General features: G+C 54.6%; 17 protein-coding genes, 1 pseudogene and 1 riboswitch. Of the genes and pseudogenes, 10 read left to right on the plus strand and 8 right to left on the minus strand.

Going from position 1 to position 20,784, the window contains the following annotated elements; translation table 11 throughout:
• From tuf to rpoC, 9 genes and pseudogenes are all read left to right on the plus strand, one after another.
• Positions 1-360: pseudogene (gene tuf, locus V2S86_RS24820) on the plus strand (elongation factor Tu); the annotation flags it as partial.
• Between the two features lie 259 nt (positions 361-619).
• Entirely contained in the window at positions 620-1,003 is a 384-nt protein-coding gene (gene secE / locus V2S86_RS24825) for a preprotein translocase subunit SecE (protein ID WP_126527376.1), read from the plus strand.
• Position 1,004: 1 nt separating this feature from the next.
• Complete coding sequence (nusG, locus tag V2S86_RS24830) at positions 1,005-1,550, plus strand: transcription termination/antitermination protein NusG (protein ID WP_004953928.1); 546 nt, start codon at positions 1,005-1,007, stop codon at positions 1,548-1,550.
• A gap of 157 nt (positions 1,551-1,707) precedes the next feature.
• Positions 1,708-2,136 carry a 50S ribosomal protein L11 gene (rplK, locus tag V2S86_RS24835; protein WP_006323135.1) on the plus strand — a complete coding sequence of 143 codons (429 nt, stop codon included), beginning with the start codon at positions 1,708-1,710 and terminating at the stop codon, positions 2,134-2,136.
• Positions 2,137-2,139: 3 nt separating this feature from the next.
• A complete protein-coding gene (gene rplA, locus V2S86_RS24840; protein WP_330764568.1) occupies positions 2,140-2,844 on the plus strand; it encodes a 50S ribosomal protein L1 in 705 nt (234 codons plus the stop codon).
• A 330-nt stretch (positions 2,845-3,174) separates the two neighbouring features.
• Entirely contained in the window at positions 3,175-3,672 is a 498-nt protein-coding gene (rplJ, locus tag V2S86_RS24845; protein WP_004953935.1) for a 50S ribosomal protein L10, read from the plus strand.
• A 62-nt stretch (positions 3,673-3,734) separates the two neighbouring features.
• Complete coding sequence (rplL, locus tag V2S86_RS24850) at positions 3,735-4,100, plus strand: 50S ribosomal protein L7/L12 (protein WP_006323137.1); 366 nt, start codon at positions 3,735-3,737, stop codon at positions 4,098-4,100.
• Positions 4,101-4,429: 329 nt separating this feature from the next.
• Positions 4,430-8,458, plus strand: coding sequence for a DNA-directed RNA polymerase subunit beta (gene rpoB / locus V2S86_RS24855; protein WP_330764569.1), 4,029 nt, complete (start codon positions 4,430-4,432; stop codon positions 8,456-8,458).
• A gap of 118 nt (positions 8,459-8,576) precedes the next feature.
• Positions 8,577-12,800, plus strand: coding sequence for a DNA-directed RNA polymerase subunit beta' (gene rpoC, locus V2S86_RS24860; RefSeq protein ID WP_065505745.1), 4,224 nt, complete (start codon positions 8,577-8,579; stop codon positions 12,798-12,800).
• Positions 12,801-12,882: 82 nt separating this feature from the next.
• Here rpoC and V2S86_RS24865 read toward each other — a convergent pair whose 3' ends face one another.
• From V2S86_RS24865 to rsd, 8 genes are all read right to left on the minus strand, one after another.
• A complete protein-coding gene (locus V2S86_RS24865; RefSeq protein ID WP_330764570.1) occupies positions 12,883-13,365 on the minus strand; it encodes a thioesterase family protein in 483 nt (160 codons plus the stop codon).
• A gap of 321 nt (positions 13,366-13,686) precedes the next feature.
• Positions 13,687-14,820: a 2-iminoacetate synthase ThiH gene (gene thiH, locus V2S86_RS24870; protein ID WP_330764571.1), complete on the minus strand. Its 1,134-nt coding sequence runs from the start codon at positions 14,818-14,820 to the stop codon at positions 13,687-13,689.
• The gene (locus tag V2S86_RS24875; RefSeq protein WP_330764572.1) at positions 14,820-15,599 is read right to left on the minus strand and encodes a thiazole synthase; all 780 of its coding nucleotides are present in this window, start codon (positions 15,597-15,599) and stop codon (positions 14,820-14,822) included. Before V2S86_RS24875 ends, thiH begins: the two co-directional genes overlap by 1 nt.
• 1 nt (position 15,600) lies before the next feature.
• Entirely contained in the window at positions 15,601-15,801 is a 201-nt protein-coding gene (gene thiS, locus V2S86_RS24880; RefSeq protein WP_330764573.1) for a sulfur carrier protein ThiS, read from the minus strand.
• The gene (locus V2S86_RS24885) at positions 15,798-16,547 is read right to left on the minus strand and encodes a HesA/MoeB/ThiF family protein (RefSeq protein ID WP_330764574.1); all 750 of its coding nucleotides are present in this window, start codon (positions 16,545-16,547) and stop codon (positions 15,798-15,800) included. The genes thiS and V2S86_RS24885 overlap by 4 nt, the downstream gene beginning before the upstream one ends.
• Positions 16,548-16,551: 4 nt before the next feature.
• Positions 16,552-17,190 (minus strand): thiamine phosphate synthase, encoded by a 639-nt coding sequence (thiE, locus tag V2S86_RS24890; protein ID WP_330764575.1) that lies wholly within the window; start codon positions 17,188-17,190, stop codon positions 16,552-16,554.
• Positions 17,183-19,126, minus strand: coding sequence for a phosphomethylpyrimidine synthase ThiC (thiC, locus tag V2S86_RS24895; protein ID WP_330764576.1), 1,944 nt, complete (start codon positions 19,124-19,126; stop codon positions 17,183-17,185). The genes thiE and thiC overlap by 8 nt, the downstream gene beginning before the upstream one ends.
• Before the next feature lie 115 nt (positions 19,127-19,241).
• A riboswitch (TPP riboswitch) is annotated at positions 19,242-19,365 on the minus strand.
• Between the two features lie 39 nt (positions 19,366-19,404).
• Positions 19,405-19,908, minus strand: coding sequence for a sigma D regulator (gene rsd, locus V2S86_RS24900; protein WP_330764577.1), 504 nt, complete (start codon positions 19,906-19,908; stop codon positions 19,405-19,407).
• A 99-nt stretch (positions 19,909-20,007) separates the two neighbouring features.
• Here rsd and nudC point away from each other — a divergent pair, with 99 nt between their 5' ends.
• Positions 20,008-20,775 carry an NAD(+) diphosphatase gene (gene nudC / locus V2S86_RS24905; RefSeq protein WP_330764578.1) on the plus strand — a complete coding sequence of 256 codons (768 nt, stop codon included), beginning with the start codon at positions 20,008-20,010 and terminating at the stop codon, positions 20,773-20,775.
• Positions 20,776-20,784: the final 9 nt, after the last annotated feature.

Consider the following 20,784-nt stretch of genomic DNA (forward strand, 5'->3'; position numbering starts at 1 on the left):
GGTGTTCTGCTGCGTGGTATCAAGCGTGAAGATATCGAACGTGGTCAGGTACTGGCTAAACCAGGTTCAATCAAGCCGCACACCAAGTTTGACTCAGAAGTGTACATCCTGAGCAAAGAAGAAGGTGGTCGTCATACTCCATTCTTCAAAGGCTACCGTCCACAGTTCTACTTCCGTACAACTGACGTGACCGGTACCATCGAACTGCCAGAAGGCGTTGAGATGGTAATGCCAGGTGACAACGTGAACATGGTTGTGACCCTGATCCACCCAATCGCGATGGACGACGGTCTGCGTTTCGCAATCCGTGAAGGCGGCCGTACTGTTGGCGCTGGTGTTGTTGCTAAAGTTATCGCTTAATCGCTGATTATATTTGACGCGACACGCGGTAAAAGGGCATCATTTGATGCCCTTTTTCTACGCTGTGAACTAGAACCTATCTCATCAGCGATTTTGCAGTCATAATCATTGGTGAGATGGGCTCTTAAAACCGTATTGACTGAGATGCGTCATAGCGTAAAACACCGGGATACTGCCGAAGCAGCATCTGATCGGTTTGGTTTGCCTTGCGGTGCGAGGCAAAGTTGTCTGTTCTGAATTCATTGTGACAGGTTGGTTTATGAGTGCGAATACCGAGGCTCAAGGGAGCGGGCGCGGCCTGGAAGCGGCAAAGTGGGTGACTGTTGCCATTCTGTTGGTTGTGGCTATTGTCGGTAACTATTACTACCGTGATTTCAGCCTGCCATTACGTGCGCTGGCCGTCGTAGTGGTTATTGCCATTGCAGGTGCAGTGGCGCTGATGACCACCAAAGGCAAAGCTACCGTTGCGTTTGCGCGCGAAGCGCGTACTGAAGTGCGCAAAGTGATTTGGCCAACTCGTCAGGAAACGCTACATACCACGTTGATCGTTGCTGCGGTAACTGCCGTGATGTCACTGATTCTGTGGGGGCTGGATGGTATTCTGGTCCGTTTGGTATCGTTTATTACTGGCCTGAGGTTCTAAAATGTCTGAAGCCCCAAAAAAACGTTGGTACGTCGTTCAGGCGTTTTCCGGTTTTGAAGGTCGCGTGGCACAATCGCTGCGTGAGCACATCAAACTGCACGATATGGAAGAACTGTTCGGCGAAGTCATGGTTCCTACGGAAGAAGTTGTTGAAATCCGTGGTGGTCAACGCCGTAAAAGCGAACGCAAATTCTTCCCGGGTTATGTGCTGGTTCAGATGGTGATGAACGATGCCAGCTGGCACTTGGTACGCAGCGTTCCACGCGTAATGGGTTTCATCGGTGGCACCTCTGACCGTCCGGCACCGATCAGCGATAAAGAAGTTGATGCGATCATGAACCGCCTGCAGCAGGTTGGTGATAAGCCGCGTCCTAAAACGCTGTTCGAACCGGGTGAACTGGTCCGCGTTAACGACGGTCCATTCGCTGACTTCAACGGTGTTGTTGAAGAAGTGGACTACGAGAAGAGTCGCCTGAAAGTTTCTGTCTCCATCTTTGGGCGTGCAACGCCGGTGGAACTGGACTTTGCTCAGGTTGAAAAAGGCTGATCAATTAATCAGCGATAGGTGGCTTTTGTCGCTTGTCATAGGCGCGAAATTGAACTATAATTTCGCGCCTTTTGTTTTTATAGACCTTGCTCATTGAGCGGGGTGAAACACGGGGAGCCTCTTATGAGGCGTTATTACCCAAACCGAGGAATTGTAAATGGCCAAGAAAGTACAAGCCTACGTTAAGCTGCAAGTTGCAGCCGGTATGGCAAACCCAAGTCCGCCAGTTGGTCCAGCTCTGGGTCAGCAAGGCGTTAACATCATGGAATTCTGTAAGGCGTTCAATGCTAAGACTGACAGCGTTGAGAAAGGCCTGCCGATTCCGGTTGTTATTACTGTTTATTCTGACCGTTCCTTCACTTTCGTTACCAAAACTCCGCCAGCAGCAGTTCTGCTGAAAAAAGCGGCTGGTATCAAGTCTGGTTCAGGCAAGCCGAACAAAGACAAAGTAGGTAAAGTGACTAGTGCTCAGGTACGTGAAATCGCAGAAACCAAAGCTGCGGACATGACTGGTTCTAACGTTGAAGCGATGACTCGCTCCATCGAAGGTACTGCTCGTTCCATGGGCCTGGTAGTGGAGGATTAAGAAATGGCTAAGCTGACCAAGCGCATGCGCGTGATCCGTGACAAAGTTGATGCTACTAAACAGTACGACATCATCGAAGCTGTTGCTCTGCTGAAAGAGCTGGCCACCGCTAAATTCGTAGAAAGCGTTGACGTTGCTGTTAACCTCGGCATCGACGCTCGTAAATCTGACCAAAACGTTCGTGGCGCTACCGTTCTGCCAAACGGCACCGGTCGTTCCGTTCGCGTTGCCGTATTTGCCCAAGGCCCTAACGCTGAAGCAGCTAAAGCTGCTGGCGCAGAGCTGGTAGGTATGGAAGATCTGGCAGACCTGATCAAGAAAGGCGAAATGAACTTCGACGTTGTTATTGCTTCTCCTGATGCAATGCGCGTTGTTGGTCAACTGGGCCAGATCCTGGGTCCACGTGGCCTGATGCCAAACCCGAAAGTGGGTACCGTTACTCCGAACGTTGCTGAAGCAGTGAAAAACGCTAAAGCAGGCCAGGTTCGTTACCGTAACGACAAAAACGGCATCATCCATACCACTATCGGTAAGGTTGATTTCGAGTCAGACAAGCTGAAAGAAAACCTGGAAGCTTTGCTGGTTGCGCTGAAAAAGGCAAAACCATCTCAGGCTAAAGGCGTGTACATCAAGAAAGTTAGCCTCTCCACCACCATGGGTGCTGGTGTTGCTATCGATCAAAGCGGCCTGACTGCTGTAGCGAACTAATCGCCTTGCGATTATCGCTTTGACTTGGGGCTAAGATTTGTCTAGAATCTTATGCCCCAAGGTTTCGCTATTGGTAATAGCCATCAGCGGAACAAAGATTTTTCGGTTGGAGCCTGGCCTATCCAGGCCTCCGTCCAAGACCGCAGGTGTATCGAAAGGTACTTAATCCTTCCTGCGTAGACGGTGACAGAGCCTAAAGAAAATTTTAAATTGTCTTTGCTGGATTCTGCTCACCGTGTTTGAACGCTCTCATCGCGTGATTTATCACAAGGTGTTGAGTGATGTGAGTGCCGGGGATTTCCCCCGGCTAAATCCAGGAGCAAAAAGCTAATGGCATTAAATCTTCAAGACAAACAAGCGATTGTTGCTGAAGTCAACGAAGTAGCCAAAGGCGCGCTGTCTGCGGTTGTTGCGGATTCCCGTGGCGTTACCGTTGATAAAATGACTGAACTGCGTAAAGCAGGTCGTGAAGCTGGCGTTTACATGCGTGTTGTTCGTAACACCCTGATGCGTCGCGTAGTTGAAGGCACTCCATTCGAATGCCTGAAAGACACGTTTGTCGGTCCTACCTTGATTGCATTTTCTCATGAACACCCGGGCGCTGCTGCTCGTCTGTTCAAAGATTTCGCGAAAGCGAATGCAAAGTTCGAGATTAAAGCTGCGGCCTTTGAAGGTGAGATGATCCCTGCGGCACAAATTGACCGCTTGGCAACTCTGCCTACTTACGATGAAGCAATCGCACGCCTGATGGCAACCATGAAAGAAGCCGCTGCTGGCAAATTGGTTCGCACTCTGGCTGCACTGCGCGATCAGAAAGAAGCGGCATAAGCCCTCTCTCTTATCCGTTGCTTACGTATTTAAACTATTTCTGAATTTTAGGAACTTTTGTTATGTCTATCACTAAAGACCAAATTATCGAAGGCGTTGCAGCTCTGTCTGTAATGGAAATCGTTGAACTGATCGCCGCTATGGAAGAGAAGTTCGGTGTTTCTGCTGCTGCTGTAGCTGCAGGTCCTGCTGCTGCTGCTGAAGTTGTTGAAGAAAAAACTGAATTCGACGTTGTTCTGTCTGCTATCGGCGGCAACAAGGTTGCAGTTATCAAAGCAGTACGTGGCGCAACCGGTCTGGGCCTGAAAGAAGCCAAAGACCTGGTAGAATCTGCTCCAGCAGTACTGAAAGAAGGCATCAGCAAAGACGACGCTGAAGCACTGAAAAAAGCTCTGGAAGAAGCTGGCGCTTCTGTTGAAGTTAAGTAATTTTAACTTCTCAGAGTGCAGTCTGACTTAACAGACTGATGGCTGGTGACTTTTTGGTCGCCAGCCTTTTTGCGCTGTAGGGCGTCAGTAGAGTTTCACACTGTTTGGCTACTGGCTAACCCCAATATTTCTTTCTATCGACGACTTAATATATTGCCCTCCCTGCTGCAGCCGAATCTGCCGCACAGTGCGATGAAATGATTTAAGCGTGATAGAAACGAGTATTGCGGAAAGTGTTCCCGCTTTCCGATCCACAAAATGGTGTTGCATGAACCGTCCTCTATCCGGACGGACAGATTGGGTCACTGATCAGCGAGCTGAGGAACCCTATGGTTTACTCCTATACCGAGAAAAAACGTATTCGTAAGGATTTTGGTAAGCGTCCACAAGTTCTGGACATACCATATCTCCTTTCTATCCAGCTTGACTCGTTCCAGAAGTTTATCGAGCAAGATCCAGAAGGGCAGTACGGCCTTGAAGCCGCATTCCGTTCTGTTTTCCCTATCCAGAGCTACAGTGGCAATTCGGAGCTGCAATACGTTAGCTACCGTCTTGGTGAGCCGGTGTTCGACGTCAAAGAGTGCCAGATCCGTGGTGTGACGTATTCTGCACCGCTGCGCGTAAAACTGCGCCTGGTAATCTATGAGCGCGAAGCTCCGGAAGGTACGGTCAAAGACATCAAGGAACAAGAAGTCTATATGGGCGAAATTCCGCTCATGACCGAAAACGGTACCTTTGTGATCAACGGTACTGAGAGGGTTATCGTATCTCAGCTTCACCGTAGTCCTGGCGTATTCTTTGACAGCGATAAGGGTAAAACCCACTCCTCGGGTAAAGTGCTTTATAACGCACGTATTATCCCTTACCGCGGTTCATGGTTGGATTTCGAGTTTGACCCGAAAGACAACCTGTTCGTGCGTATTGACCGTCGCCGCAAACTGCCTGCGACCATCATTCTGCGCGCGCTGCAATTCACCACTGAGCAGATCCTTGACCTGTTCTTTGCGAAAGTTGTATTCGAGATCCGTGATAACAAGCTGCAGATGGAGCTGGTTCCAGAACGTCTGCGTGGTGAAACTGCTTCGTTCGATATCGAAGCCAACGGCAAGATCTACATTGAGAAAGGCCGTCGTATCACCGCTCGTCATATCCGTCAGCTCGAAAAAGACGAAATTCAGAGTATTGAAGTACCGGTTGAGTACATTGCGGGCAAAGTGGTCGCGAAGGACTATATCGATACCAATACCGGTGAGCTGATCTGCGCGGCCAACATGGAGCTGTCGCTGGATCTGCTGGCCAAACTGAGCCAGTCCGGCCACAAACGTATCGAAACGCTGTTCACCAACGATCTGGATCACGGTGCGTATATCTCTGAGACTCTACGTGTCGACCCAACCAGCGATCGTCTGAGCGCACTGGTAGAAATCTACCGCATGATGCGCCCTGGTGAGCCGCCAACGCGCGAAGCTGCCGAAAGCCTGTTCGAGAACCTGTTCTTCTCTGAAGACCGCTACGATCTGTCTGCGGTTGGCCGTATGAAGTTCAACCGTTCTCTGCTGCGTGACGAGATCGAAGGTTCGGGCATCCTGAGCAAAGACGACATCATTGAAGTGATGAAGAAGCTCATCGATATCCGTAACGGTAAAGGCGAAGTGGACGATATCGACCACTTGGGCAACCGTCGTATCCGTTCCGTCGGCGAAATGGCTGAGAACCAGTTCCGTGTAGGTCTGGTGCGTGTTGAGCGTGCGGTTAAAGAACGTCTGTCCCTGGGCGATCTGGACACCCTGATGCCTCAGGACATGATCAACGCCAAGCCGATTTCGGCGGCGGTGAAAGAGTTCTTCGGCTCCAGCCAGCTGTCTCAGTTTATGGACCAGAACAACCCGTTGTCCGAGATTACGCACAAACGTCGTATCTCTGCATTGGGCCCAGGCGGTCTGACCCGTGAACGTGCCGGCTTTGAAGTTCGAGACGTACACCCGACTCACTACGGTCGCGTGTGCCCAATCGAAACGCCGGAAGGTCCAAACATCGGTCTGATCAACTCCTTGTCCGTGTACGCACAGACCAACGAGTATGGCTTCCTGGAAACCCCGTACCGCCGCGTGCGTGACGGCCTGGTTACCGATGAAATCAACTACCTGTCTGCTATTGAAGAAGGCAACTTCGTTATCGCTCAGGCGAACTCCAACCTGGATGATGACGGTCGCTTCGTAGAAGACCTGGTCACCTGTCGTAGCAAAGGCGAATCAAGCCTGTTTAGCCGCGATCAGGTTGACTATATGGACGTATCAACCCAGCAGGTTGTTTCCGTTGGTGCTTCACTGATTCCATTCCTGGAACACGATGACGCCAACCGTGCATTGATGGGTGCGAACATGCAACGTCAGGCGGTTCCTACTCTGCGTGCTGACAAGCCGCTGGTAGGTACCGGTATGGAACGTGCTGTAGCGGTTGACTCCGGTGTTACTGCCGTAGCCAAACGTGGCGGTGTGATCCAGTACGTGGATGCTTCCCGTATCGTTATCAAAGTTAACGAAGACGAGATGCACGCGGGCGAAGCAGGTATCGATATTTATAACCTGACCAAGTACACCCGTTCTAACCAGAACACCTGCATCAACCAGATGCCGTGTGTGAACCTGGGTGAGCCAATCGAGCGCGGCGACGTGCTGGCAGATGGCCCGTCCACGGATCTGGGTGAACTGGCGCTGGGCCAGAACATGCGCGTGGCGTTCATGCCATGGAACGGTTACAACTTCGAAGACTCCATCTTGGTGTCCGAGCGTGTGGTTCAGGAAGATCGTTTCACTACCATCCACATCCAGGAACTGGCGTGCGTGTCTCGCGACACCAAGCTGGGGCCTGAAGAGATCACTGCCGACATCCCTAACGTGGGTGAAGCTGCGCTCTCCAAACTGGATGAATCCGGTATCGTGTATATCGGTGCTGAAGTAACCGGTGGCGACATTCTGGTGGGTAAGGTAACGCCGAAAGGTGAAACCCAACTGACCCCAGAAGAGAAGCTGCTGCGCGCGATCTTCGGTGAGAAAGCGTCTGACGTTAAAGACTCTTCTCTGCGTGTACCAAACGGCGTTTCCGGTACGGTTATCGACGTGCAGGTCTTTACCCGCGATGGCGTGGAAAAAGACAAGCGTGCGTTGGAAATCGAAGAAATGCAGCTGAAGCAGGCGAAGAAAGACCTGACTGAAGAACTGCAGATCCTGGAAGCCGGTCTGTTTGCGCGTATCCATGCGGTGTTGGTTGCCGGTGGCGTTGAAGCTGAAAAGCTGAGCAAACTGCCACGCGATCGCTGGCTGGAACTGGGCCTGACCGACGAAGAGAAGCAAAACCAGCTGGAGCAGCTGGCCGAGCAGTACGACGAACTGAAATCCGACTTCGAGAAGAAGCTGGACGCCAAGCGTCGTAAGATCACCCAAGGCGATGACCTGGCACCAGGCGTGCTGAAAATCGTTAAGGTTTATCTGGCTGTTAAGCGTCAGATTCAACCGGGTGACAAGATGGCAGGCCGCCACGGTAACAAGGGTGTTATCTCCAAGATCAACCCGATCGAAGATATGCCTTACGATGAAAACGGCACGCCGGTTGACATCGTACTGAACCCGCTGGGCGTACCATCTCGTATGAACATCGGTCAGATCCTGGAAACCCACCTGGGTATGGCTGCGAAAGGTATTGGTGAGAAGATCAACCAAATGCTGAAGCAGCATCAGGAAGTGGCCAAGCTGCGTGAGTTCATTCAGAAGGCCTACGATCTGGGCGACGATGTCTGCCAGAAAGTTGACCTGAACACCTTCACCGACGACGAAGTACTGCGTCTGGCAGAGAACCTGAAAAAAGGTATGCCAATCGCCACGCCGGTGTTCGATGGTGCGAAAGAGACTGAAATCAAGCAACTGCTGGAAATGGGCGGAATCCCAACCTCCGGTCAGATTACGCTGTTCGATGGCCGTACCGGTGAGCAGTTCGAGCGCCAGGTTACCGTTGGCTATATGTACATGCTGAAACTGAACCACTTGGTTGACGATAAAATGCACGCCCGTTCAACCGGTTCTTACAGCTTGGTTACTCAGCAACCGCTGGGTGGTAAGGCGCAGTTCGGTGGTCAACGCTTCGGTGAGATGGAAGTGTGGGCACTGGAAGCATACGGCGCAGCTTACACCTTGCAGGAAATGCTCACCGTTAAGTCGGATGACGTTAACGGCCGTACCAAGATGTACAAAAACATCGTGGATGGCGATCACCGCATGGAACCAGGCATGCCGGAGTCCTTCAACGTACTGTTGAAAGAAATCCGCTCGCTCGGTATCAACATCGAACTGGAAGACGAGTAATCGTTTTTCCGGCTCAGGCTCCCGGCCTTAGGGAGCCTGAGGGTGGTTGTTCAGGTCACACGGGCGCGCGATTTGTCAGCGTGCGCCCAACAGGTTTAACTCCGACAGGAGCCAATCCGTGAAAGACTTATTGAAGTTTCTGAAAGCGCAAACTAAGACCGAAGAGTTTGATGCGATCAAGATTGCTCTGGCATCGCCAGATATGATCCGTTCGTGGTCGTTCGGTGAAGTTAAGAAGCCGGAAACCATTAACTACCGTACGTTCAAACCAGAACGTGACGGCCTTTTCTGCGCCCGTATCTTTGGGCCGGTAAAAGACTATGAGTGCCTGTGCGGTAAGTACAAGCGCTTAAAACACCGTGGCGTGATCTGTGAGAAGTGCGGCGTTGAAGTGACCCAGACCAAAGTGCGCCGTGAGCGCATGGGCCACATCGAGCTGGCATCACCGACTGCACATATCTGGTTCCTGAAATCGCTGCCTTCGCGCATCGGTTTGCTGCTGGATATGCCGCTGCGTGACATCGAACGCGTACTGTACTTCGAATCCTATGTGGTTGTTGAAGGCGGTATGACCAACCTCGAGCGTCGTCAGATCCTGACTGAAGAACAGTATCTGGATGCGCTGGAAGAGTTCGGTGACGAATTCGACGCCAAGATGGGTGCGGAAGCTATTCAGGCCCTGTTGAAAAACATGGATCTGGAAGCGGAATGCGAACAGCTGCGTGAAGAGCTGAACGAAACCAACTCCGAAACCAAGCGCAAGAAGCTGACCAAGCGTATCAAGCTGCTGGAAGCGTTCGTACAGTCTGGCAACAAGCCGGAGTGGATGATCCTGACCGTGCTGCCGGTACTGCCACCGGATCTGCGTCCGCTGGTTCCGCTGGATGGTGGTCGTTTCGCGACTTCAGATCTGAACGATCTGTACCGCCGCGTAATCAACCGTAACAACCGTCTGAAACGCCTGCTGGATCTGGCCGCGCCTGACATCATCGTGCGCAACGAAAAGCGTATGCTGCAAGAAGCGGTAGATGCCCTGCTGGATAACGGCCGTCGCGGTCGTGCGATCACCGGTTCCAACAAACGTCCTCTGAAATCTTTGGCCGATATGATCAAAGGTAAGCAGGGTCGTTTCCGTCAGAACCTGTTGGGTAAACGTGTTGACTACTCCGGTCGTTCTGTAATCACCGTAGGTCCATACCTGCGTCTGCATCAGTGCGGTCTGCCTAAGAAAATGGCGCTGGAGCTGTTCAAACCGTTCATCTACGGCAAGCTGGAACTGCGTGGCCTGGCCACCACCATCAAAGCCGCCAAGAAAATGGTTGAGCGCGAAGAAGCTGTCGTTTGGGACATCCTCGACGAAGTTATCCGCGAACACCCGGTACTGCTGAACCGTGCACCAACCCTGCACCGTTTGGGTATCCAGGCGTTTGAACCTGTTCTTATCGAAGGTAAGGCAATCCAGCTGCACCCGCTGGTTTGTGCGGCATACAACGCCGACTTCGATGGTGACCAAATGGCTGTACACGTACCGCTGACGCTGGAAGCCCAGCTGGAAGCGCGTGCGTTGATGATGTCTACCAACAACATCCTGTCACCTGCGAACGGCGAGCCAATCATCGTTCCTTCTCAGGACGTTGTACTGGGTCTGTACTACATGACCCGTGACTGTGTTAACGCCAAAGGCGAAGGCATGGTGCTGAGCGGCCCGAAAGAAGCTGAGCGTATTTACCGCGCCGGTCTGGCCTCTCTGCATGCGCGTGTCAAAGTGCGTATCACCGAAGAGATCAAAAACACCGAAGGCGAGTCTGTACACCAGACTTCGATCATCGACACTACCGTTGGTCGCGCCATCCTGTGGATGATCGTGCCAAAAGGTCTGCCGTACTCGATCGTTAACCAGCCTTTGGGCAAGAAAGCGATCTCCAAGATGCTGAACACCTGTTACCGCATCCTGGGCCTGAAGCCGACCGTTATCTTTGCTGACCAGATCATGTACACCGGTTTTGCCTATGCAGCCCGTTCAGGTGCTTCAGTAGGTATCGATGACATGGTTATCCCAGCCAAGAAAGCGGAGATCATCGAAGAAGCGGAAACCGAAGTTGCCGAGATCCAGGAGCAGTTCCAGTCTGGTCTGGTCACCGCCGGCGAACGTTACAACAAAGTGATCGATATCTGGGCTGCGGCAAACGAACGCGTTGCTAAAGCGATGATGGAAAACCTGTCGGTTGAAGACGTGGTTAACCGTGATGGCGTTGTGGAACAACAAGTTTCCTTCAACAGCATCTTTATGATGGCCGACTCCGGTGCACGTGGTTCCGCCGCTCAGATTCGTCAGCTGGCCGGTATGCGTGGCCTGATGGCGAAGCCGGACGGCTCCATCATCGAAACGCCAATCACCGCGAACTTCCGTGAAGGTCTGAACGTACTCCAGTACTTCATCTCCACTCACGGTGCTCGTAAAGGTTTGGCGGATACCGCACTGAAAACGGCTAACTCCGGTTATCTGACCCGTCGTCTGGTTGACGTGGCGCAGGATCTGGTGGTTACCGAAGACGACTGTGGCACTCACAACGGCATCACGATGACCCCGGTTATCGAAGGTGGCGACGTTAAAGAGCCGCTGCGTGAACGCGTTCTGGGTCGTGTGACTGCAGAAGATGTCATCAAGCCGGGTACGGCGGACATTCTGGTTCCACGCAACACGCTGTTGCATGAGAAGACCTGTGACCTGTTGGAAGAGAACTCTGTCGACAGCGTTAAAGTCCGCTCTGTAGTTAGCTGTGAAACCGATTTTGGTGTGTGTGCAAACTGCTATGGTCGCGACCTGGCACGTGGCCACATCATCAACAAAGGTGAAGCTATCGGCGTTATCGCGGCACAGTCAATCGGTGAGCCGGGTACACAGCTGACGATGCGTACGTTCCACATCGGTGGTGCGGCATCTCGTGCGGCTGCTGAATCCAGCATCCAGGTGAAAAACAAGGGTACGCTGAAGCTGAGCAATGTGAAGTTCGTTATGAACGCCGCAGGCAAGCTGGTGATTACCTCTCGTAACACCGAACTGAAGCTGATCGACGAATTCGGTCGTACCAAAGAAAGCTACAAAGTGCCTTACGGTGCCGTGATGGGCAAAGGTGACGGTGCAGAAGTTAACGGCGGCGAAACCGTTGCTAACTGGGATCCGCACACCATGCCAGTTATCACCGAGGTGAGTGGTTTCATCCGCTTCGCTGATATGGTTGACGGCCAAACCATTACCCGCCAGACCGACGAACTGACCGGTTTGTCTTCTCTGGTCGTACTGGACAGCGCAGAGCGTACCGGTAGCGGTAAAGATCTGCGTCCGGCACTGAAAATCGTTGATGCCAAAGGCGACGACGTATTGATCCCAGGTACTGATATGCCTGCTCAATACTTCCTGCCAGGTAAAGCGATTGTACAGCTGGAAGACGGTATTCAGATCGGTGCGGGTGATACCCTGGCGCGTATTCCTCAGGAATCCGGCGGTACCAAGGATATTACCGGTGGTCTGCCACGCGTTGCGGATCTGTTCGAAGCTCGTCGTCCGAAAGAACCGGCAATCCTGGCTGAAATCAGCGGGATTATCTCGTTCGGTAAAGAGACCAAAGGCAAACGTCGCCTGGTAATCTCTCCGCTGGACGGCAGCGACGCTTACGAAGAGATGATTCCGAAATGGCGTCAGCTTAACGTGTTTGAAGGCGAAATTGTGGAACGTGGCGACGTTGTTTCTGACGGCCCAGAGTCTCCGCACGACATTCTGCGTCTGCGTGGTGTGCATGCGGTTACTCGCTACATCACCAACGAAGTGCAGGAAGTTTACCGTCTGCAAGGCGTTAAGATTAACGATAAACACATCGAAGTTATCGTTCGTCAGATGCTGCGCAAAGGCACCATCGTTAGCGCTGGTAGCACCGAGTTCCTGGAAGGCGAGCAGGCTGAAGTGTCTCGCGTTAAGATTGCCAACCGTCAGCTTGCTGCTGAAGGTAAAATCGAGGCAACCTTCTCACGCGATCTGCTGGGTATCACCAAGGCTTCCTTGGCGACCGAGTCCTTCATCTCCGCAGCATCGTTCCAGGAAACGACGCGCGTTCTGACCGAAGCGGCTGTTGCCGGTAAGCGTGATGAACTGCGCGGCCTGAAAGAGAACGTCATCGTGGGCCGTCTGATCCCAGCCGGTACCGGTTACGCTTATCACCAGGATCGTATGCGCCGTAAAGCACAGGGCGAAGTACCGGTTGTTCCGCAGGTCAGCGCGGAAGAAGCGACTGCTAACCTGGCTGAATTGCTGAACGCAGGTAACCTGGGCGGTAACGACGAATAATCGTTGATATGCCCTGGGGTCCGGTATGCCGGCCCCTTGCCAGATAAACCGCTCCTTCGGGGGCGGTTTTTTTTTGCCCAAATCACACGCCGATGAAGCCCTTTGCCTGCTGGTATTGCCGAACGCTTGCTACCACCACATCCGGCGCCACCACACCTTCCCGCCCTAAAATCACCGCCCGCGAGGTACCCTGAGCGACGATCCGCTCTCCGATACTGAAGGTGTGGGTGGCATAGAAATAGCGCTCGTCCCAGTGGGTAATGCTCATGCTGACCTGATAGCGCTGGAAGGGTTGCAGCGCCTTTTTGTAATCCATGGTGTGTTGGCTGATGATCGGTGACCAGCGTCGTTTAAGCATCAACGCCATCAGGCCGGTGCGAATAAACAAATCGACCCGGTTCAGGTCGCATACCGTCATGTAGCGGCCGTTGTTCATATGCAAATTGAGATCGATGTCATTGAGCCACACGCGGGTTGCCAGCTGGTTGGTCAAAGCGTCCATCGACATGCGTGGCTTCCAGCACGATGAGAGTAAAACCCAGATCAGTCGCAGATACAGATTCATGGTGGTTATCCCGCAGAGTTATCAGACCGGTTCAGCAATCAGATTTTAAATGTGGTCCAACCAGTTTGTTTTGTCAAAAGAGCGGTGAGATGAATGTGAGAGGATTCAGACATTGGGAGGTCCCGGAGTCGCGCGGGAGGGCATCCGGCGCGATCCGGGGGTTGGTAAGCAGAGCCGTTGAGAAAATAGCGGCTCCGGCTGGTGCCGGATTCGGAAGCCAGCATCGCCACTATAACCGCACTGATTTCCCGTACCAGCAGCCTTGGCAGGCTTTGCGCGGCGCTTCCATGGCTTTTCCTGTCGGGCTGCAAAGATTGCAAATTACTGCGCGCTACGCCCCAAATATCCGTCCCAGTCTTTCCACACCGGTTGCAACCCGGCTGCACTGATAGCCTGTGACACCTGCTGCGGTGTGCGGCCATCATGTGGTTCGAACTGTTCCAGTTCAGGCGGTACATCGTCGGCGTAGCCGCCGGGCTGGGTCTTGGAGCCGGCGCTGACGCTGTTGATCGCCAGCGGGATCATATGATCACGGAAGAACGGCGACTCGCGCGTAGACAGAGAAAGCTCTACGTCTGGCGCGAACAGGCGAAAGGCGCAGATTAACTGCACTAACTGCGATTCACTCATGATAGATGCCGGCTCAATGCCGCCGGCGCAGGGGCGCAGACGTGGGAATGAAATTGAGTAACGGCTCTGCCAGTAGGTTTGTTGCAGGTAGAACAGGTGTTCGGCCAACATATAGCAGTCGGTGCGCCAACTGTTGGAAAGCCCAATCAGCGCGCCGAGGCCGATCTTGTCGATCCCGGCACGGCCGAGCCGATCCGGCGTAGCCAGCCGCCAGTGAAAATCCTGTTTCTGCCCGCGCAAATGATGTTGCAGGTAAGTGGCAGGATGATAGGTTTCCTGATACACCAGCACAGCGTCCAATCCCAGCACTTTCAGTTCGGCATATTCTTCCTCCGCCAGCGGTTGCACTTCCATCATCAGTGAACTGAAGTGGGTGCGGATTGCTGGAATATGCCGGCGAAAATAGTCCATGCCGACTTTGGTCTGGTGCTCGCCGGTGACCAGCAACAGATGCTCGAAACCCAATGCCTTAATCGCCAGGCATTCGCGCTCGATCTCGGTGGCATCCAGAGTTTTACGTTTTATACGATTGCTCATCGAGAAACCGCAATAGGTGCAGTCGTTGGCGCACAGGTTGGACAGATACAGCGGCACATAGAAGCCGACCACATTGCCAAAGCGCTGGCGCGTCAGCCGTTGGGCACGCTGCGCCAGCGGTTCCAGGTAGGGCGCAGCTGCGGGCGATATCAGCGCCATAAAATCTTCACGCGTCAATTTTTGCGCTTTGAGCGCCCGTTCGACATCCTGCGCGGTTTTGCTGTTGATGCGCAGCGAGATATCGTCCCAATCGAGCTGCTGCCAGCGGCTACTGAAATCATCTGCCATTACAATGCCTCCCCGGTTTGGGTGAGGAAGGCGGTCAGCGGGCTGGAGGCTACCGCGCTGCGGCTGCGGCCGCCCAACCCGGCCTGGCGCGCCAGCTCACCGGCTTCCAGCGCCAAACGGAATGCACGCGCCATCTGTACCGGGTCGTGAGACACGGCGATGGCGGTATTCACCAGCACCGCATCGGCGCCCAGCTCCATCGCCTCCAGCGCATGGCTTGGCGCACCGATGCCGGCATCGACCACGACGGGCACTTTGGCCTGTTCGATAATGATTTCCAGGAAGTCGCGGGTCCGGAGCCCGCGATTGGAGCCTATCGGCGCGCCAAGCGGCATTACCGCCGCGCAACCGACTTCTTCCAACCGTTTGCACAGCACCGGATCGGCACCGCAGTAGGGCAACACTACAAAGCCCTCTTTTACCAACGTTTCTGCTGCTTTCAGAGTTTCAATCGGGTCCGGCAGCAGATATTTCACGTCGGGATGGATTTCCAGTTTTACCCAATGGGTGCCAAGTGCCTCGCGTGCCAGGCGGGCGGCAAACACCGCTTCAGCGGCAGTTTTGGCGCCGGACGTGTTGGGCAGCAGGCGCACGCCCAACTGTTGCAGCGGCGCAAGAATGGCATCATTGCCGCCACGCAGGTCAACGCGCTTCATTGCCATGGTCACTAACTGCGAACCGGAGGCTTGCAGCGCGTCCAGCATCAGCGCAGGAGTGGCGAATTTGCCGGTGCCGGTAAACAGGCGTGAAGTAAAGGTGGTATCGGCGATTTGCAGCATGTCAGCCTCCGGCAATCGCTTGGAACAGCAGGATGTCATCACCGTCCTGTACCTGGTGGTTAGCCCAGTCGGCACGCGGGATGATAGTTTGGTTAATAGCCAGTGCGGTACCTGGCTGGTGGCGCTCCAACTGCTCAAGCAGGGTGGCGACGCTCAGTGGTTGCGCCAGCTCCAGCGGTTGGTCATTCAGCCGGACTTTCATGCTGCGCCTCCGCATACCGGGCAGGTGCTGGCCTGGCTGAGCTGCAACGTACTCCAGCTTTGCTGTTTACCATCGAACAGCCGTAACTTGCCGCTGAGTGATGAAGGCATTCCCGCCAGCATTTTTATCGCCTCCAGCGCCTGCAGGGTGCCAATGACGCCGACCACCGGGCCGAGTACGCCTGCGGTGCGGCAGTTGCGTTGCGGCTCGGTGTGTTCTGGGTACAGGCAGGCGTAGCAACCGTGGGCATAAGGCGGTTCAATCACCAGCAACTGGCCGCTGAAACCCACCGCGCTGCCGCTGATCAGCGGTTTGCCGGCGGCGATACAGGCGGCGTTCACGGCATGGCGGGTTGTCATGTTATCGCTGCAATCCAGGATCAGATCGGCGCGCCCCACGGCGTCTTGCAAGCTTTCCCCCTGTAAACGCTGTTCCAGCGCGATGGATTCGACCATCGGGTTCAACGCTTGCAACTGACGCTGTGCCAGAGCGGCTTTGCCTTTGGAAATGTCGGTGCTGCGGTAAAGGACCTGACGCTGCAGATTGGTGATGTGCAGCGTATCGTCATCGGCCAACAGCAGCTTACCGACGCCGGCAGCGGCCAGGTAGAGCGCGGCGGGGGAACCTAGTCCCCCCAGGCCGACCAGCAAAACCGATGCCTGCTTAAGCTTTTCCTGGCCTTGCGGACCTACGTCCTCCAACAGCAGCTGGCGGCTGTAGCGCAGAAATTCTTGATCGTTAAGCATCGAATCACTCCTTGCCTTCGATCAGTTGCAAAAGCTGCGCGGTGGCCGCACGCCAGTCCGGTGCCTTGGTGATGGCGCTAACCACCGCCACGCTGCCGACGCCGCAATCCAGCACCGCCGTCACGCGATCAATCCCGATCCCGCCGATCGCTACCGTTGGATAGTCACCCAGTCCGGCGACATGGCGTTTCAGCTCAGCCAGGCCTTGGGGCTCGGAAGGCATCTCTTTGGTCTGGGTCGGGAAGATGTGCCCCAGTGCGATATAGGAAGGTTTCACCGCTATCGCCCGGGCTAATTCGGCATCGTCATGAGTGGATACGCCAAGCCGTAATCCTGCCCGATGGATTGCCGCCAGATCGGTGGTATCCAAATCTTCCTGGCCGAGGTGCACGCCATAGGCGCCGTGCTTGATCGCCAGTTGCCAGTAATCGTTGATAAATAGCCGGGCGTGATAGCGCTTGCCGAGGGCAATGGCGGCGGCGATATCATCCTCGACCTGTTCATCCGGCAAATCCTTGATGCGCAGCTGGATCGTGGTCACGCCCGCCTCCAGCAGGCGGGCAATCCATTCAACGCTGTCGACGACCGGGTATAATCCCAGCCTGTGCGGCGTGGCGGGGAAAGGCGTGGCGATTTCAGTCATTGTTCATCTCCTCCTGCAGGGTATCGGCGCTGTGGTACAACTCGCTACCCCGTGAGCGGAACTCGGCTGACATCTTCTCCATGCCGGTTAGCTGCACCTCTATCGGCTTGGCAGCCTCCTGCGCGGCGGCGTAGTCGCGGACCTCTTGCGAGATCTTCATCGAGCAGAACTTCGGCCCGCACATTGAGCAGAAGTGGGCGATTTTTCCGGATTCCTGCGGCAGGGTTTCGTCGTGGTAGGCTCGGGCGGTGGCGGGATCGAGCGCCAGGTTGAATTGATCTTCCCAGCGGAATTCGAAGCGAGCTTTGGACATGGCGTTATCGCGGATTTGCGCGCCCGGATGCCCTTTGGCCAGGTCGGCGGCGTGGGCGGCAATTTTGTAGGTGATCAATCCCTGCTTCACGTCTTCTTTGTTTGGCAGACCGAGGTGTTCCTTCGGCGTGACGTAGCACAGCATGGCGCAGCCGAACCAGCCGATCATCGCGGCCCCTATGCCGGAGGTGAAGTGGTCATAACCCGGTGCAATATCGGTAGTCAGCGGGCCCAGGGTATAGAACGGCGCTTCGTGGCAGTGTTCCAGCTCTTCGGTCATGTTGCGGCGGATCATCTGCATCGGCACGTGGCCAGGGCCCTCGATCATCACCTGCACGTCATATTCCCAGGCAATTTTTGTCAGTTCGCCCAGCGTGTGCAGTTCGGCGAACTGCGCTTCGTCGTTGGCGTCCTGAATCGAGCCGGGGCGCAGGCCGTCACCCAGCGACAGCGATACGTCATAGGCGGCGCAGATTTCACAAATTTCGCGGAAGTGTTGATACAGGAAGTTTTCCTGATGATGCGACAGGCACCATTTGGCCATGATCGAACCGCCACGGGAGACGATGCCGGTCAGGCGTTTGGCGGTCATCGGCACGTAACGCAGCAGCACACCGGCATGGATAGTGAAGTAGTCGACGCCTTGCTCGGCCTGCTCCAGCAGCGTATCGCGGAACATTTCCCAGGTCAGATTCTCCGCCACACCGTTCACTTTTTCCAACGCCTGATAGATCGGCACCGTACCGATCGGTACCGGGCTATTGCGCAGGATCCATTCGCGGGTTTCGTGGATATAGCGGCCGGTGGACAAATCCATCACGGTGTCCGCACCCCAGCGGGTGGACCACACCAGCTTCTCCACTTCTTCTTCAATCGACGAAGTCACTGCGGAATTGCCGATATTGGCGTTGACCTTCACCAGGAAGTTACGGCCGATGATCATCGGTTCGGCTTCCGGGTGGTTGATATTGGCGGGGATGATGGCACGTCCGGCGGCCACTTCCTGACGAACGAATTCCGGCGTGATGTTTTGCGGCAGGTTAGCGCCCCAGCTTTGGCCGGGATGCTGGTGGCGCAACACTTCACCACGGATGCGCTCACGGCCCATGTTTTCGCGGATGGCGATGAATTCCATTTCCGGGGTGACGATGCCGGCGCGCGCGTAGTGCAACTGGGTGACGCATTTGCCCGTCTGAGCTTTGCGCGGCTGCGGCAGATGCTCGAAGCGCAGATGATCCAGCCCTTCGTCCGCCAGGCGCTGCTGGGTGAACCCGGAACTGACGCCTTTGAGGGCCTCGGTATCGCCACGTTCTTCGATCCAGCCGGCGCGCAGTTTCGCCAGGCCGCGGTGCACATCGAGTTCGGATTGCGGATCGCCGTACGGGCCGGCGGTGTCGTATACCGGGATAGCTTCGTTCTGCTCGTATTGCGGGTTGTTTTTGTCGCCGCCAATCAGCGTCGGGCTGAGCTGGATTTCACGCATCGGGACCCGCACATCGCTGCGCGAGCCTTGCAGATAGATGCGGTGTGAATTGGGAAAGGATACGCCCTGCAGAGTGTCGATAAACTGCTGGGCTTCTTCGCGCTGCTCTTTACGAGCGCGTGGTTTTTTAACGTTAGACATAGCAAATTCCTACCAGTGTAATGAGTTGGGAAAATTGCTTGTCTGGAGCTCGGAGGGAGTAATGATGCTGGCCGGCAAGGCGGGGGTATCCCCGTTCGGGAAGCCCTGCCTGTGGCGATAGATTACTCTTGTTCCCTTCGCGGGTATTAACCCGATCAGGTTCCGCGGATCCCGAATTAACGGTCTCAGCCTGGCCAATTTGATGAGCAAATCAGCGCTAGGCACTCCGACAAGATGCCCTCCAGTATAGGAGGGATAATAAAAAAAACTACAAAATTCTAACGCGTCTGATCCAGTGCTTTATCCGACAGAGGTTGCTGCGAGGCTTCCGTCGCCAGTTGGATCAACTTATCTTCCAGGGTAAAACGTGCAGCAAGCGTTTCGCCGATATCCGACAGCGCCTGGTGGAGTTCCATGCACACGTCCTGATCGATATCTACTTCGGTATAGCGATCGTGGAAAGCCATGATCTGCTCGGTATTGACCCAAAGTTTGGGGTAGATGTTCACCGATAGCGCCATTTTCGGACTGGGTGCGCCTTCCACTTGTTTGATAATTCTGTCATAGATATGAAAATGCCCGGCAGAGAGATAATCCACCAAATTATGGCAAAAGTTCTCCAGCGCTTTTTCATTCAGCGGCGTATGCTTTTCTTTGTTCGGTTTGATGCCCACGAGGGTGCAATAGGCGACAAGCAACTGCTTGCGTGCCTGAAGCCATTGATCAACTAATTCATTACTACCACCAACGCGCTGAGTCAGGCTTTCCAAACGGTTGAGCATGTTTGACTCCGTAAGTAATAAAAAGTAACAGTAAGTTATTAAAATGTAACAAGGCCGATTTGTAGAGTGCCAGTGAAGCTGAGGTTGTGCAACAACGATATGGAACTTGCATTAACGGGTAATGAAAATGGCTGGTGGATCGTCAGCCATGAAAGCAAACTTTGGTTACCGCACGGTGAATTGCCGTTCGGTTCGGCGGCGGCGTTTTCCCTGCAGGGGCGAATGGCGCGCACCATTGGCGAGTGGGAAGGGCTGCCGGTGTGGCTGGTGCGTCAGACGATGCCGCAGGATATGGGCTCGGTGCGTCAACTGCTCGAGCTCGATCGCGGGTTGTTTCAGCTTGCCGGGCGCGGCGTGCAACTGGCCGACTTTTACCGCTCTCATCGCTTCTGCGGTTATTGCGGCCATGAGATGCACCTCAGCCGTACCGAGAGCGCCTGCCTGTGCGGCCACTGCCGGGAGCGTTACTACCCGCAGATTGCACCCTGCGTAATCGTCGCTATTCGGCGTGACGATGAGATCCTGCTGGCGCAGCATGTGCGTCATCGCGGCGGCATTCATACTGTGCTGGCCGGTTTTGTCGAGGTCGGCGAAACGCTGGAACAGGCGGCCGCGCGCGAGGTGATGGAAGAAAGTAATATTGAAATCAAAAACCTGCGTTATGTCACTTCTCAACCCTGGCCGTTCCCGCATTCGCTGATGATGGCCTTTATGGCCGATTACCACCGCGGTGAGATTCGTCACGATCCGAAAGAGCTGCTGAACGCCGGATGGTACCGTTATGACCAGTTGCCGCTGTTGCCGCCACCCGGCACCGTGGCGCGCCGCCTGATAGAGGACACCGTAGCCTTATGCCGTGAGCAATAAATCGCTACA

The sequence above is a fragment of the Serratia sp. C2(1) genome (genome assembly GCF_036352655.1).
GTDB lineage: Bacteria > Pseudomonadota > Gammaproteobacteria > Enterobacterales > Enterobacteriaceae > Serratia > Serratia inhibens.